Source organism: Luteibacter sp. OK325, assembly GCF_003050935.1.
Taxonomy (GTDB): domain Bacteria; phylum Pseudomonadota; class Gammaproteobacteria; order Xanthomonadales; family Rhodanobacteraceae; genus Luteibacter.
Genome location: NZ_QAOX01000008.1, coordinates 1 through 13,234 on the forward strand (window position 1 = coordinate 1; position 13,234 = coordinate 13,234).

At 61.7% G+C, this 13,234-nt stretch carries 12 protein-coding genes; 3 read left to right on the forward strand and 9 right to left on the reverse strand.

Annotation, left to right across the window (positions count from 1 at the left end; genetic code table 11):
• Window positions 1-28 precede the first annotated feature (28 nt).
• Window positions 29-1,057 (reverse strand): IS110 family transposase, encoded by a 1,029-nt coding sequence (locus C8J98_RS16470; protein ID WP_107914283.1) that lies wholly within the window; start codon window positions 1,055-1,057, stop codon window positions 29-31.
• Window positions 1,058-1,491: 434 nt separating this feature from the next.
• Between C8J98_RS16470 and C8J98_RS16475 the strand changes: the two genes are divergently transcribed.
• The 3 genes from C8J98_RS16475 to C8J98_RS16485 all read left to right on the forward strand — a co-directional run bounded on the left by C8J98_RS16475 (window position 1,492) and on the right by C8J98_RS16485 (window position 5,382).
• Window positions 1,492-1,788 (forward strand): hypothetical protein, encoded by a 297-nt coding sequence (locus C8J98_RS16475; RefSeq protein WP_107914284.1) that lies wholly within the window; start codon window positions 1,492-1,494, stop codon window positions 1,786-1,788.
• Between the two features lie 190 nt (window positions 1,789-1,978).
• The gene (locus C8J98_RS16480; protein WP_146171660.1) at window positions 1,979-3,250 is read left to right on the forward strand and encodes an HlyD family efflux transporter periplasmic adaptor subunit; all 1,272 of its coding nucleotides are present in this window, start codon (window positions 1,979-1,981) and stop codon (window positions 3,248-3,250) included.
• Entirely contained in the window at window positions 3,247-5,382 is a 2,136-nt protein-coding gene (locus C8J98_RS16485) for a peptidase domain-containing ABC transporter (protein ID WP_158272742.1), read from the forward strand. The genes C8J98_RS16480 and C8J98_RS16485 overlap by 4 nt, the downstream gene beginning before the upstream one ends.
• Before the next feature lie 995 nt (window positions 5,383-6,377).
• Here C8J98_RS16485 and C8J98_RS16495 read toward each other — a convergent pair.
• The 8 genes from C8J98_RS16495 to C8J98_RS16530 all read right to left on the reverse strand — a co-directional run bounded on the left by C8J98_RS16495 (window position 6,378) and on the right by C8J98_RS16530 (window position 13,230).
• Window positions 6,378-6,812, reverse strand: coding sequence for a DUF2802 domain-containing protein (locus tag C8J98_RS16495; RefSeq protein ID WP_158272743.1), 435 nt, complete (start codon window positions 6,810-6,812; stop codon window positions 6,378-6,380).
• Between the two features lie 141 nt (window positions 6,813-6,953).
• Complete coding sequence (locus C8J98_RS16500; protein WP_233260260.1) at window positions 6,954-7,403, reverse strand: chemotaxis protein CheW; 450 nt, start codon at window positions 7,401-7,403, stop codon at window positions 6,954-6,956.
• The gene (locus tag C8J98_RS16505) at window positions 7,400-7,969 is read right to left on the reverse strand and encodes a chemotaxis protein CheW (protein WP_107914290.1); all 570 of its coding nucleotides are present in this window, start codon (window positions 7,967-7,969) and stop codon (window positions 7,400-7,402) included. The genes C8J98_RS16500 and C8J98_RS16505 overlap by 4 nt, the downstream gene beginning before the upstream one ends.
• Window positions 7,969-8,757, reverse strand: a complete 789-nt coding sequence (locus C8J98_RS16510) for a ParA family protein (protein WP_107914291.1) — start codon at window positions 8,755-8,757, stop codon at window positions 7,969-7,971. Before C8J98_RS16510 ends, C8J98_RS16505 begins: the two co-directional genes overlap by 1 nt.
• Window positions 8,757-9,710 (reverse strand): flagellar motor protein MotD, encoded by a 954-nt coding sequence (gene motD / locus C8J98_RS16515; RefSeq protein WP_107914292.1) that lies wholly within the window; start codon window positions 9,708-9,710, stop codon window positions 8,757-8,759. The genes C8J98_RS16510 and motD overlap by 1 nt, the downstream gene beginning before the upstream one ends.
• Window positions 9,707-10,447, reverse strand: a complete 741-nt coding sequence (locus tag C8J98_RS16520) for a flagellar motor protein (RefSeq protein WP_107914293.1) — start codon at window positions 10,445-10,447, stop codon at window positions 9,707-9,709. The genes motD and C8J98_RS16520 overlap by 4 nt, the downstream gene beginning before the upstream one ends.
• A gap of 1 nt (window position 10,448) precedes the next feature.
• Window positions 10,449-12,581: a chemotaxis protein CheA gene (locus tag C8J98_RS16525; protein WP_107914294.1), complete on the reverse strand. Its 2,133-nt coding sequence runs from the start codon at window positions 12,579-12,581 to the stop codon at window positions 10,449-10,451.
• Window positions 12,582-12,588: 7 nt separating this feature from the next.
• Entirely contained in the window at window positions 12,589-13,230 is a 642-nt protein-coding gene (locus C8J98_RS16530) for a protein phosphatase CheZ (protein ID WP_107914295.1), read from the reverse strand.
• Window positions 13,231-13,234 lie beyond the last annotated feature (4 nt).

The window sequence follows — 13,234 nt, forward strand, 5'->3', positions numbered from 1 at the left end:
CCTGCCTACAAAGGGTATCTTGACCAGCTTACGCAGGCTGACTCACATAGCTGCATTGATAGGTTCGTTGATGGACCATGAGTGCCCATACCGTGCGCGCCATTTTGTTGGCGAGCGCTACCGCCGCCACGTTGAGCGAGCGTCGCTGAAGGATGGCTGCGATCCATGGTGAGGGAGTTCGGCTATGTACCAGTACCGAACGTGCTCCATGAATCAACAACGTCCGTAAATAGGTGTCGCCTCGCTTACTGATGCCTAAGAGCCTCACTTTGCCTCCTGTGCCGGTCTGCCGAGGCACCAGACCAAGCCAGGCGGCGAACTCCCGGCCAGAACGAAACGCTCGCGGATCACCCATGGAGGCCACCGCCGCGGTGGCGGTAAGCAACCCCACGCCAGGGATCGCCGCGATTCGTTGACAGTCTTCATCCTCTCGGTGCCAAAGCTGCAGTCGGCGCTCGATATCGGCGATCTGACCTTCCATCTGCCCGATGCGGGCGTACTGTTCGCGTAGTGTCTCGATCAACACGATCGGCAATCGATCCGTGAGTCGCCCGAGCACAAGCGGAATCATCTTTGTCAGCGCGGCACGGCCTCTGGGCATCACCTCACCATACTCGGCCAGCAGACCGCGTAGCCCATTCATCTGCGCAGTGCGGAACTTCACCAGTTGCTGTCGCATCCGATGTAGCGCCAGCACCGCCTGCTGAGCCTCGGATTTCACTGCTACCGCGCGGATGCCTGGCTGAAGCATGGCGACCCAAATCGCCCGGGCGTCGGCGACGTCGTTCTTGTTGCCATCAGCAAACGGTCGCACCTGCTGAGCGGGGAGTAACTTGACAGCATGTCCCAACGCCAGCAGCCGGCGTGCCCAATGCTGCGCACCGCCGCAAGCCTCCATGCCAATCAGACAACGCTGCCGATTCGCGAAATAGTCCAGGAACTTCGCGCGCTTGATCTGCTTGCTAATGACCTCGCCTGTTTCAGCGTTCACTTCGTGCACCTGGAATACCTGCTTGGCAATATCCACACCGATCATGGTTTGAGCGATGGATGTCATGGCACACCCTCCGGCGGCATCGTCGTAATCGCGGTTTACCACCTTTGAAAGCCCCTGTCTCCAGGTTGAGAATCCCATGCATCCGATATCTGGCGCCTGAGCGAGGCAGGAGGCGTCCATTCCATTACTCGCTCGCCCGCCGGATCCCCCCGGCGGCATTCCCATCGGTTACAGGGACGTCTGCATCCCTCGCAGCACCGGTTGAAGAACTGCGGCGACACCGTCGCTCATCGCGCTTCCACCCATTCCCGTCGGGCCCTGAGCCGCACGGGCCGGTAAGTCGCGCTGTCGCCGACCACTTCGTCAACAACGTCACTCGGCGTCCGGACACGGACAGCCGATGAACCCGCGAGCCCGCATGATCCGCGGCACGCGGCGCTGTGCGCACCGTGCCGCAACTTGGGGAACGTGAGGCTTTTCGCAAGGAGGAAGGTATGGAAACGAAAACCGGCGATCATGTTCGTCCCGGATGCAACCTGATCATTGACAGCGAGGCGACCGCCCACGACCTTCTCAACGAAGCAACGGAATGGCTTCAGTACGCGCACGGCCTGACGGAGCTACTGGCGGAACTGGTGCATGAGTCCGACACCGTCGACTGCGGAAGGATGGCCCTCGGACTGGAAGCCATCAGCGCACTTACCCGGATGGGGTTGCAATGTACGGCCCATGCACACGCACGAACGTCGTGGGAGAAGCGACACCGGGGGGTAAGCCGCGATTCACCATAACGGGGGCCAAGGCGACCTATTCGCTTACATGGCGGCACGACAACCGCCGACATTAGCGACGACAGGAAGCTGCTTCAATGCGCATCACTTCACGCAGCCATAGCGTCGACGCCTACGTCGATTGAGTCACGCGGATCGCGACGACAGAACGACGTTGAAGCTGCTGCAAACCACCAGGGTTATCCATGTCATGACGACCAATCTGTATAGGCAGGAAGCCTTGGACAATCTGAAGCTATCAGGTTTTGAAACGTCGATCACTCTCCCCAAAGGGCAACGAGTCAGTGCAGCGTTCGCTCTCGCTGCTGTGTCAGCCCTTATCGCTTGGATATGCCTTGGATCGTATACGCGCCGCGTGTCAGTAAAGGGAATCCTGGAGCCATTGGGTGGACTCGCGCAGGTGTATCCGCCGAGGTCCGGCAAGGTAGCGAGAGTGCACGTCTCCGCCGGAACACGCGTCAGCGCGGGAACCACTTTATTCACCCTTTCGACCGACCAGAAGACCGAACAGCATGGTAATAACTTGGCGGCCCGCATGGTTCAGCTTTCGGCCGACCGGAGCCGAATCGAGGATGATCTAAAAGTTGCGAAGAGGTCTTACGATGAACAGCGTCGCGCTTTGATCGGAGAGCTTGGCGCAACACGCTCAAAGACGAGGCGGCTTGCCACACAACAGGAGCTCGCACTCAAGAGAGCTTCGATTAAGCAAGACATCGTTCTAAGACTTACGCCTCTCCTGAGCAAAGGCTACGTTTCGTCGCTCCAGTACAAAGATGCAGAATCGGAGAACCTGCAAGCAATGGCCGATCTCGAATCCGCCTCATCACTACACGAGGATTCCAGACGAGCCGAAGCCAACATCCACTCAAGAATGAAGCTCTTATCGGACGATCTCGAAGAGAAATCCAGTCTCACAAGAGACAGGCTATCAAACGTCGCGCAGGCAATAATCCAGACCGATGCGGACCGTGAAATACTCGTCACATCTCCTATCGATGGCGTAATAACAAACGTATACGTATACAAAGGTAGCGGCACATCAACGGCGGAGGTCTTGGCTACCATCGCTCCCCACGACAGCCCGTTGATCGCGAGGCTACTCGTGGACAGCAGGATAATCGGATTCGTCAGAGATGGGACGCACGTGGCGATCCGATATCAATCCTTTCCTTACGAAAAGTTCGGCACACATAAGGCGACCGTATTTCGTATACCTGGATCTGCAACAGTCACTCAGCAAAGTCTCAGCGCATCGATCGTTTCGGCCGTCGATCCCATTTACAGGATCGACGCCAAGATCGCAGACCAGAATGTGAGCGTCTATGGAACCAACGAACCCTTGAAGGCGGGTATGGGAGTCACGGCCGATCTCATGCTCGACCGTCGCAAGCTGATCGAATGGATGTTCGAACCACTCGTCGGACTGGGCAAGCGGATGGAAAGCCAGGGAAGCGCGAAATGATTACAGATGGAAGCACACCGCTTCGAAACTGGAAGCTGCCACGCAAATTTGGCGCCCGGAAGGAAACGCCCGTAATCAGGCAGAGCGAGCAAGCAGAATGCGGCATGGCTTGCTTGGCGATGATTCTTGGTCATCACGGTCATCATATTTCCCTTCGCGACCTTCGAGAGAAGACGAACCTATCATCCCGCGGAGCGACGCTAAATGACGTAATCACGGTGGCAGAGACGCACGGACTACAGTGTCGTCCGCTTCGGCTGGAACTCAGTGAACTTCAAAATCTCCAAACACCATGCATTCTTCACTGGAAGCTAGATCATTTCGTTATTCTTACTAAGGCGTCGCGCAATCGGGTAACCATTATCGATCCGGCTGCGGGTCGAATGACCCTCCGCCTGCTTGACGTATCGCATCGTTTTACGGGCGTTGCTCTTCAGGCTGCGCCGGCCGACACATTCGCGAAAATAAAGGGAGGTCGAGACATCTCGTTGTCATCTGTGATCCAGATGCTACGAGGTTATGCCCCGTCGTTGCGATCCATTCTTGCGTTCTCACTTGCGCTCGAGGTACTAGCGCTGCTAATGCCTCAGCTAGTGCAGATCATCGTCGATCAGGTCCTCGCTAATGGCGATTACGATCTTCTGACTCTGGTAGGTATCGGCTTCGTTCTACTCACAGCTCTACATTCATCTCTATCCGCGTGCCGTAGTTGGTCGGTGGCATGGATGACAGCACACGGCAGCATGCATTGGACGGGCGCAGTCTTCCATCGCCTCCTTCGCCTTCAGCAAAGTTATTTCGAACGTAGACACGTAGGCGACGTCGTCTCACGAGTTGATGCCATGCGTACCATCCAGCAGGGTCTAACGAGCCAGCTTATAGGCGCCGCGATGGATGGTGTCGTTGGCATGGCGACACTTGGATTTCTACTCATCTACAGCCCCCTGTTGGCTGGTATCGTGGCATCTGCAACTACCGCCTACGCCGTTGTGCGTGCGGTTATTTATCGACGATTGCGGGAGGCCAGCATCAATCAGATTGAGTCTGAGGCGGCCCAGCGGACAGATCTTGTTGAATCAATTCGTGGAATACAGGCCATTCGCCTGAACAATAAAACAGCCATCCGCTCGGCAATCCACGCGAACAAGACCGCTACAGTCTTGGCCCATCAATTCCAGGGCAACCGGATCGCTATCATGTTCGAAGCAATCGGAAGTCTTGTCTCCGGACTACAAAGGGTCGCCGTCCTTTGGGTAGGCGCCTCGTTGGTCGTCCGAGGACAGATGACTGCCGGCATGCTGATGGCAATCTCGGCTTACGCCGATCAGTTCTCAGCCAGGTCGAACGCACTCATTGATTACCTTGTTCAACTCCGTCTCCTTCTTATTCAGGCAGATCGTGTGGCGGACATTGCGCTCTCGCCAGAGGAAGCGAATATAGACGGATGTTATCAAGGACCGAATTATGATCCGTCGATCGCATTTCGTGACGTCAGCTATCGCTACTCGACCAACTCACCCTGGATCCTTCGCAACGCTTCACTGTTCGTTAGCCCCGGTGAGCCCATCGCCATCATTGGCCCCTCGGGAGTCGGGAAGAGCACGACGCTTCGCCTACTACTAGGGCTCATCGACCCTTGCGAAGGCACCATCGTCGTTGGCGGCGTGGACTTGGCGAGACTAGGAAAGGCATCGTTTCGGGACAAGGTCGGCGTGGTTCTTCAGGACGACCATCTCTTTTCAGGGACTGTCGCCGACAACATATGCTTCTTCGACCCGGTAGCGAATATGAACGATCTCTATGAAGCTGCGAGACGTGCCGAGATACACGACGACATCTGTGCGATGCCGATGGGATATCGAACGCTTGTGGGGGATATGGGTTCTTCGCTCTCGGGTGGACAGAGGCAGCGAATCGTTCTTGCACGCGCGCTTTTCCGAAAACCCGCCATGCTTGTCCTTGATGAGGCAACAAGCCACCTCGACTTGGCGGCGGAGAGCCGCATCGCCTCAACGCTCAAAGACATGAAGGTGACCCGAATCATTATCGCGCACCGACCTGAAACCATTCGTACCGCCGACCGCTGCGTGACGTTGATTGGTGGAAGGTTCATCGAAGATATTCACCCATAAGTCTGTTTGGAGCGTTGATACGCCCCGATGCCGGCCTCGCTCAGCCATGCGCTTACGCCATAGCCAGACCTGACCGACAGACTCATTTCTCCGTTATCTGAACAATGACATCTCGAATCACCAATCAGAGGAGAGCAATATGCGCGAACTGAATTCTTACGAAATTACGACTGTCTCGGGAGGGCTGTTTCCAGGCCCCAACTGCTCGTTCAGAGCCATGGGCATGGCATTCGGCGTTGGAGCGCTTCCCGGATTCATGGGATTCGCAGGCGGCCCCGGCCTCGGGGTCGGTGCCGTACTGTTTGGAGGCTCGGTGGGCGTCATAGCACAGTTAAATCAATGTGCTCGAGACAATCGCCGGTGAGACACGCTCGGCGGCACCTGGCAGCGGGAGACGATGGTGACGATGGTGACGATGGTGACGATGGTGACGAAGGCTAAGATGCTGCAATGGATCCGTTGGTATTTCCTACCAACGGGCGGAGTTGCCGGATATACGTTAAGAGTCGGAGTTCTCTGGTACGCCCCGCTGATGTTCCTCACAACTCACGTGTTCGAAGTCGGTAGTTACGGCGACTACCAACGCACGTCTTTTCAAGCCGCCGTCGAGTGCCTAACCTATGGCCTGCTATTCGGATTGGGCGGGCACCCTATCGGACAGTGGGCACTACGGGTGCAATCTCGAAGAGAGGTCCGACGTAGAGATCGCACGAACTAACTGCAAGTCGAGAATTCCAACACGTCGGATCTTTGGAAGAACTGCATGCGCACAAAGTCGCGCATGCAGTTCGGCGATCAGCCTCTGCCCCACGACCTCGCCTCAATCAATGGTCACCTCGGCACACAACGTGTCTATTGGTCGAGCTCGGAAACCTCAGGGGACCACGCCTTCCTAGACCACCGAACGGCGCTCCGCTCCACGAACTTCGTTCGCACCCCGAAATCTGCATCGATTGCCAATTTCAACCATAGCTCGACATAACGCTTGCAGACGATCAACGCGGCGCGTGCAACCGCTGCAACAACTCAGCTTCCGTCAACGAAATACCACACGTCTCAGAAATATCCTTAGCCGAAGCACCCTGCCGTGCAAGACGCTGAGCGAGCGCAAGCGCCCGATCGGTAGCAGCACCCGGTTCACCAGCAACGGTGACGGCTGGATTACGGCGAACCTGATCCTCTATATCGCCGAGACGGTTCTCAAGACGACGGAGCATGGCGGCGAGCGCGTCCGGTGGGACGGCTGGCGTTGGGTCGTCACGGATGTCACGAATGTCTTCGTAAGCCGCTGCTGCCCCTTTTGCCGGCGCGACGGGCGTCACGACCGGGGTAGAAGACGGTGTCAGGCCGAGGTGGCGGAACAGCAACAGCAGACCGACCAGGTTGAGGACGGCCAGTGCGATCAGCACGTATCCGATGAAGGGGTTCATGCGTGGGTTCCCTTGGGTGCCGGGACACGGTAGCGCAAAGCGGACTGCGGCAGAAGCGCGATGTTTTGCGGGATCTGGGAGGGCAATCACCGGCATAGCCGGCTCCCACAGAAAGCCGACCCCCATGAAAGCCTGGTTACATCAGGCTCTACAGAGGCGCGGAATGTCTACCAACGCGATGAAGCCGTCGTCGCGGGTGATGACGCCGCTGACGGGATCGTCGCGGCGTGAGGCGCGGCCGGGCGGTGGCGGGGCGACATCGGCGGGATTGAACTCGAGCATGTCGCCGATCACGTCGATGCGCATGCCGACGATGCTGCCGGCATCGTCGAAGACGATGACGCGCTGGGCGTCTTCTTCGGTCTCGTCGATGCGGCCGTCGAGGCCGAAGCGGCGACGGCCGTCGAGCACGGGCACGATCTGGCCGCGCAGGTTGACGATGCCGAGCACATCCTCAGGCGCGCCAGGCACGGGCGTGATGTCGCCGCAGCGGATCACTTCACGCACGCTGGCGAGCGACACCGCGTAGCGTTGCCCTTTCAGGGAAAATCCGAGCCAGGCGCCACGGCCGTCGCGTTGGATATCGGTCACGGGCCCAGCTCCTTTTCCAGCCATTCGATCAGCGCCGTGGTACCGACCACGCCGCACTTGGGTTCTTGGGACATACCGGCGAGCCAGGGACGCGTGGTTGCGCCCTTGCGCCACTGAATGGCCGTTGCATCGAGTTCCACCGGTTCTTCGTCGACGATACACGCCAGTGCCCAGGCCCGGTCGCCGAGCAGGATAAGAGTGGGCGACTGCGCGCCAGCCATGTCCGGCGAGAGAATCGCGGCAAGGTCCGCCACGCGCGCAACGCCACTCGGGTGGCGCCAGCGCCCGAGGCAGATCGGATTGCTCGTGTTCGGTGGCGTCAAAGGCGGCATCGGCAGCATGTGGGTGATGTCGGCCATCGGCACGGCCAGGCGCACGCCAGCGGCCAGGCACAGCAGGTATCGGCTGTCAGCACGCGTCGCCGGCTCGTCGTTCGGAACGGTGCGCCAGGGGTCGATCGAAACGATCTTTACCTCGGCGTCCGGTGGCGCCGCGGGCAAGGCAGGCGTCAATAGCTCGGCGAGGTAGTCGGCGACGATCTGCTCGGCGTCCTGCATGGCGCGCATCACGCCGCCGCGACCGTGACGGACGCGGCGGGCAAGGCCAACAGCTCGTCGAGCAGCTGGCGATAGGCCAGGCCACCGCGCCGGGCGGCGGGCCAGGATGCCAGCGGCACACCGGCCGCGCTGGCTTCACGAATCTGTGTATCGGTCGGGATCACGGCCTGACTGACGCCATCGCCGTACTTTTCGCGCAATTGCTCCAGCGAAGCGCGCGACGCATGCGTGCGCGCGTCGAACATCGTGGGCACGATGGTCCGCGGCAGCGGTCGACCGCGCGAACGCTCGATCATGGAGAGGCTACGCAACATGCGCTCGAGGCCCGCCAGGGCGAGCGCCTCGGTCTGCGTGGGCACCAGAAGCCTATCGCTCGCAGCCAGTGCGTTCACCATCAGCACGCCAAGGGTCGGCGGGCAATCCAGCAGCACGTGTTCGAAATCGGATGCGAGTTCGGCGAGCGCCTGGGAAAGAATCAGGCCCATGCCGGGACGCGTGCCAAGTTGGCGGTCCAGCGTAATCATCGCCGCGGACGCCGGCAGCACACTCAGGTGATCCCATTGCGTGGCGTGTACCAGCGTGCCCGGCGGCAGTGGATTGCCACCGATGCCGAACAGATCGTAGACGCTGCCGTGTGCACCACCTTCCACGCCGATGTAACCGGAGAGCGAGGCATGCGGATCCATATCGATCAGCAGCGTGCGCTTGCCGGCGGCGGCGAGCAGGCTGCCGAGGGCGACCGTGGTGGTGGTCTTGCCGACGCCGCCCTTCTGATTCGAGATCGCCCAGACGCGCATCAGCGAGTCCCCGCTACAGGGTTCGTCGCCGGCGTCGGCGGCGTCGCTGCGGCAGCACTCGCGACCGGCAGGCGGTCAGCGTCGCTGTAGAAGCGCGCCGGCTCGGCCTTGTCGCTCATCACGACGATGAGCACGCGGCGGTTTCGGTTGCGGCCTTCGTCGGAGGTGTTGTCGGTGGTCGGACGAAACTCCCCCCAGCCGACAATGCCCACACGGTGCGGATCGACACCGCTGGTTGTCAGCAGGCGCGCCACCGTCGCCGCACGCGCGGCCGACAGTTCCCAGTTCGACGGAAAGGTCGCCGTCGCAATGGGCGTGTTGTCCGTATAGCCCTCGATGCGCATGGCGTTCGGGAACGGGCCGAGGATGCCGGCGAGCTTGCGCAGCACCTCTTCAGCGGTGCCCTGAAGTTTGGCGACGCCGACGGGAAAGAGGATGTCCGTACGGACTTCGATCTCGAGCCAGTCCTTGGTCTGACGGACGCTGACCAGGTTCTTGTCGATCAGCGGCTTCATCGCGCGCTGCACTTCGTCGGCAATCTGGCTGAGGCTGGCGTCTTCGGTCTTGCCGACCGTGGTGTTCGCCGCTGTCGCGGTGTTGATGCTGGCCGATTCCTGGCGCGTCGGTGCGGCGCCTTCGTGACCGGGCAGCGGCAGGTTGCGCGGCGGAATCGGCACGTCGATCTTGGCGATCGGTGCGGCGACCGGCGCGCGCGACTGGTTCGGCAGCGGCACCTGCGCGGCGGGCGTCGCCTCGCGAATCGGCTCGATGACCTTGCCGGTGCCGTTGAAGGCTTCGTTGATCGACTGCGCCATGACGCGGAACTTGGTCTCGTTCACGGCCGACACGGCGTACATCACCACGAACAGCGCCAACAGCAGCGTGATCAGATCCCCATAGGGAATCGCCCAGCGCTCGTGGTTGATGTGCTCTTCGTGGTGGCGGCGCTTCACGACAGGAATCCCTGCAGCTTGCTTTCGATGTGCCGCGGGTTGTCGCCCTGGGCAATCGAGACCAGGCCCTCGACGAGGATTTCGCGCATCTGCGAGCGCCGGCGGGCCAGGCCCTTCAGGCGCGATGCCATCGGTAAGGCGAGCAGGTTGGCCAGGCCGATGCCGTAGATCGTCGCGACGAACGCCGCGGCGATGCCATGACCGAGCTTGCTCGGATCGGCGAGGTTCTGCATGACCGACATCAGGCCCATGACGGCACCGATGATGCCCATGGTCGGCGAATAGGCTCCCGCGTTTTCGTAGACCTTGGCCGCCTCGATATCGGTGTGCTCGCGCGCGAACACTTCCACCTCGAGCACGGAACGCATGGCGTCGGGTTCGGTGCCATCGACAAGCAGCTGGAGCCCCTTGCGGATGAAGGGATCGGACTCGCGTTCGATCGCCGGTTCGAGACCGAGCAGGCCCGTGCGGCGGGATATCTCGCTCCAGCCGACGATGCGGCTGACGAGGTTCTCCGACTCGATATCCGGCGGGCGATACACCCAGGGCAGCATGGTCCAGGCGCGTTTGAGCACCGGGCCGGGCGTCTGCACCAGCAAAGCGGCGAGCGTGCCGAGGAAGACGATGACGAACGCCGCCGGGTTCCACAGGGCGTCGAGACTCGAGCCCTTGAGGATGGTACCCACGATGATGACCACGAAGGCCAGGATCGTTCCGACGACGCTCACGATATCCATGTCAGACAGCCATCCTTAGTGAAGGCAGCACCTGGCCGCCGTCGTCGGCAAGGCCGGCGAGGTCGAGCACGAGGGAGATGCGGCCATCGCCGGTAATCGTCGCGCCGGCGACACCCGGCACATCCTTGAGGAACGGACCCAGCGGTTTGGCCATGACGTCTTCGCGACCGAGCACTTCATCGACCAGGCAGCCCAGTGTCTGGTGACCGATCTGCACGACCACCACGTGACCGCCCTTCCCCGCCGCGCCGGCCCAGTTGCCGAGGTCGGCAAGCGGAAGCGCGCGCTGGCGGTGCGAGGCGACGATACGGCCGTCCAGCTCCTGGATCTGGCCGGGCACGAGTTCGAAGACTTCGGTGACATTGGACAATGGCAACGACAACAGACGGTTGCCTACGCGCACCATGAGTACCCGCATGATCGCCAGGGTAAGCGGTACCGAGAGACGTACCGTGCTGCCATGACCCACGCGCGAGTCGATCGACAGCGTGCCGCCGAGTTCGACGATCTTGGTCTTGACCACGTCCATGCCGACGCCGCGGCCGGAGATGTCCGAGACTTCAGCGGCCGTGGAGAACCCGGGGCGGAAGACGATTTCGTAGCACTCGCGCTCGTCCAGACGCGCAGCCTGCTCTTCGTCCATCAGGCCCTTTTCGACGGCCTTGCGGCGCAGGATCTCGGGATCCATGCCCTTGCCGTCGTCGGTGACGGTGATGACGATGCGGTCACCGAACTGGCCAGCGGCGAGACGGACCGTGCCCGAGCGCGACTTGCCGGCGCGTTCGCGTACGTCGGGCATCTCGATGCCATGGTCCACCGCGTTGCGCAGCAGGTGGACCAGCGGATCGGCGAGTGCTTCGACCACGGTGCGGTCGATATCGGTGTCTTCGCCCTCGGTGACCAGCTCGATATCTTTGCCGAGCTGGCGCGCGAGATCGCGGATAATGCGCGGAAAGCGCGAGAACAACTTGCCGACCGGCTGCATGCGCATGCGTAGCACGGCGTTCTGCAGATCCTCGGCCACGCGCTCGAGCTCACCGATGGCGCGTTCCATCGGATCGTTCGTGCCGCGCGGGGCGAGATTGGTCAGGCGGTTGCGGACGAGTACCAGCTCGCCCGCGGCATCGACGAGGCTGTCGAGACGGAAGGTGTCGACGCGGACGGTGGTGTCGGCGGTGGAGGCGCTGCGTTTTTCTGTGGGGGCTGCGGGTCTTGCAGTTGGTGTCGTCGCAACGGGGATCGCCGCTGAAGCGGCTCCCACAGGGGTAGCAGCGGTCGCTGCGGGTGGGATCGCCGATGAATCGGCTCCTACAGCAGCAGACATTGTGCCGGGGGCGGCGGTGCCGTGGAGGCTGTCGAGGAGGGCTTCGAATTCGTCGTCGCTGATGGCGTTGGGGTCGGCGGCGACGGCGGGTGTCGCGGCGGCCGGGATCGCCGCTGAAGCGGCTCCCACAATCGCCGCTGAAGCGGCTCCCACAGGGGGTGCTGCAGACGGTATCGCCGCTGAAGCGGCTCCCACATCGGCGCCGGGGGCGCCGGTGCCGTAGAGGGAATCCAGGAGTGCTTCGAATTCGTCGTCGTTGATCGTGCCCGAGGGGGCCGATGCCGGTGCGCGATCGTTGCGCGCGGCGTCGAGCATGGCTTCGAACTCGTCTTCGATCGGATCGTAGGCGCGCTGCGAGGACGGCGCCGAGACCGCGGGTGCAGATGCCGTCGGCGGCGACAAGGCCACCGGCGGTGCGGAGCCGGCGCGACCCGGAATCAGCAGGCGATCGAGTACGGAACGCGGCGCCGGCTCGGCGGGAACACCCGCGTCGGCCGCACGCATCATGTCGTTGAGGAGGTCCAGCGACTCGAGCAAGGCATCCATGAAGCCAGGGTTCAATACCACCGCGCCGTTACGGGCCTCGTTGAGAAGGTCCTCGGCGCGATGGCACAGCTCCACCATGGCGTTGAGGCCAAGGAAGCCCGCACCGCCCTTCACGGTATGGAACGCGCGGAAGACCGCGTTCAGCAGCTCGGCGTCTCCCGGCGAGGCTTCGAGGTCCACGAGCTGTTCGCCCAGGCTCTCGAGCAGTTCGCGTGCTTCGATCAGGAAGACATTGAGCAGCTCGTTGTCCAGCTCCACGCTCATACGGCGCTCAGAACCCGAATTCGCTGAGCAACCGATCCACTTCGTCCTGGCTGACCTTGTCCGGCGCCGGTGCGTGATTGCCCGCGAGCGAACCGGTGAGGCGGACCAGCTCGACCAGCGACGATTCCACCTTGGCCATGAAGGCTTCGACCTGCGCCACGCGCTGGCCGGAGAGATCCTGCCAGGACTGCGCTTCGACCATCTCACCCAGGCCGATGTCGCAGCTCTGCGCGAAATCGCCCACGCGCACGGCGAGCGCCGTGGCATTGGGAGCGAAGGATGGATCGGCGTGGTCCATGACCAACACTTCGTCCGCCTGCTTGGCCAGTGCCTGCGCCTGCGGCCGCAGCTTGTCGCTGAAGTCGAGGGTGCGATGGGCGGCCTGCGAGCTCATTTCGAGCACGTCGCGCAGGTGCTTGCGCGCATCGCTCATGTTGCCCGGCACGCCGTCGCTGGAGATATCGGAGGCGAGGCGGCGAACCGACTCGTGCAGATCGCGCGCGAGATGGCCCAGGGCCAGGAACAGGTGTTGTTCGCGGGTGCGCAGCAGGCGGTCGAGTGCCTGCTCGAAAGCGGCGCTGTCATCGGCGTCGAGCAACTCGCGCAGCTCGGGAACGACCTCGTGGCCGGCGGTAAGCATGGTGTTCATTGTC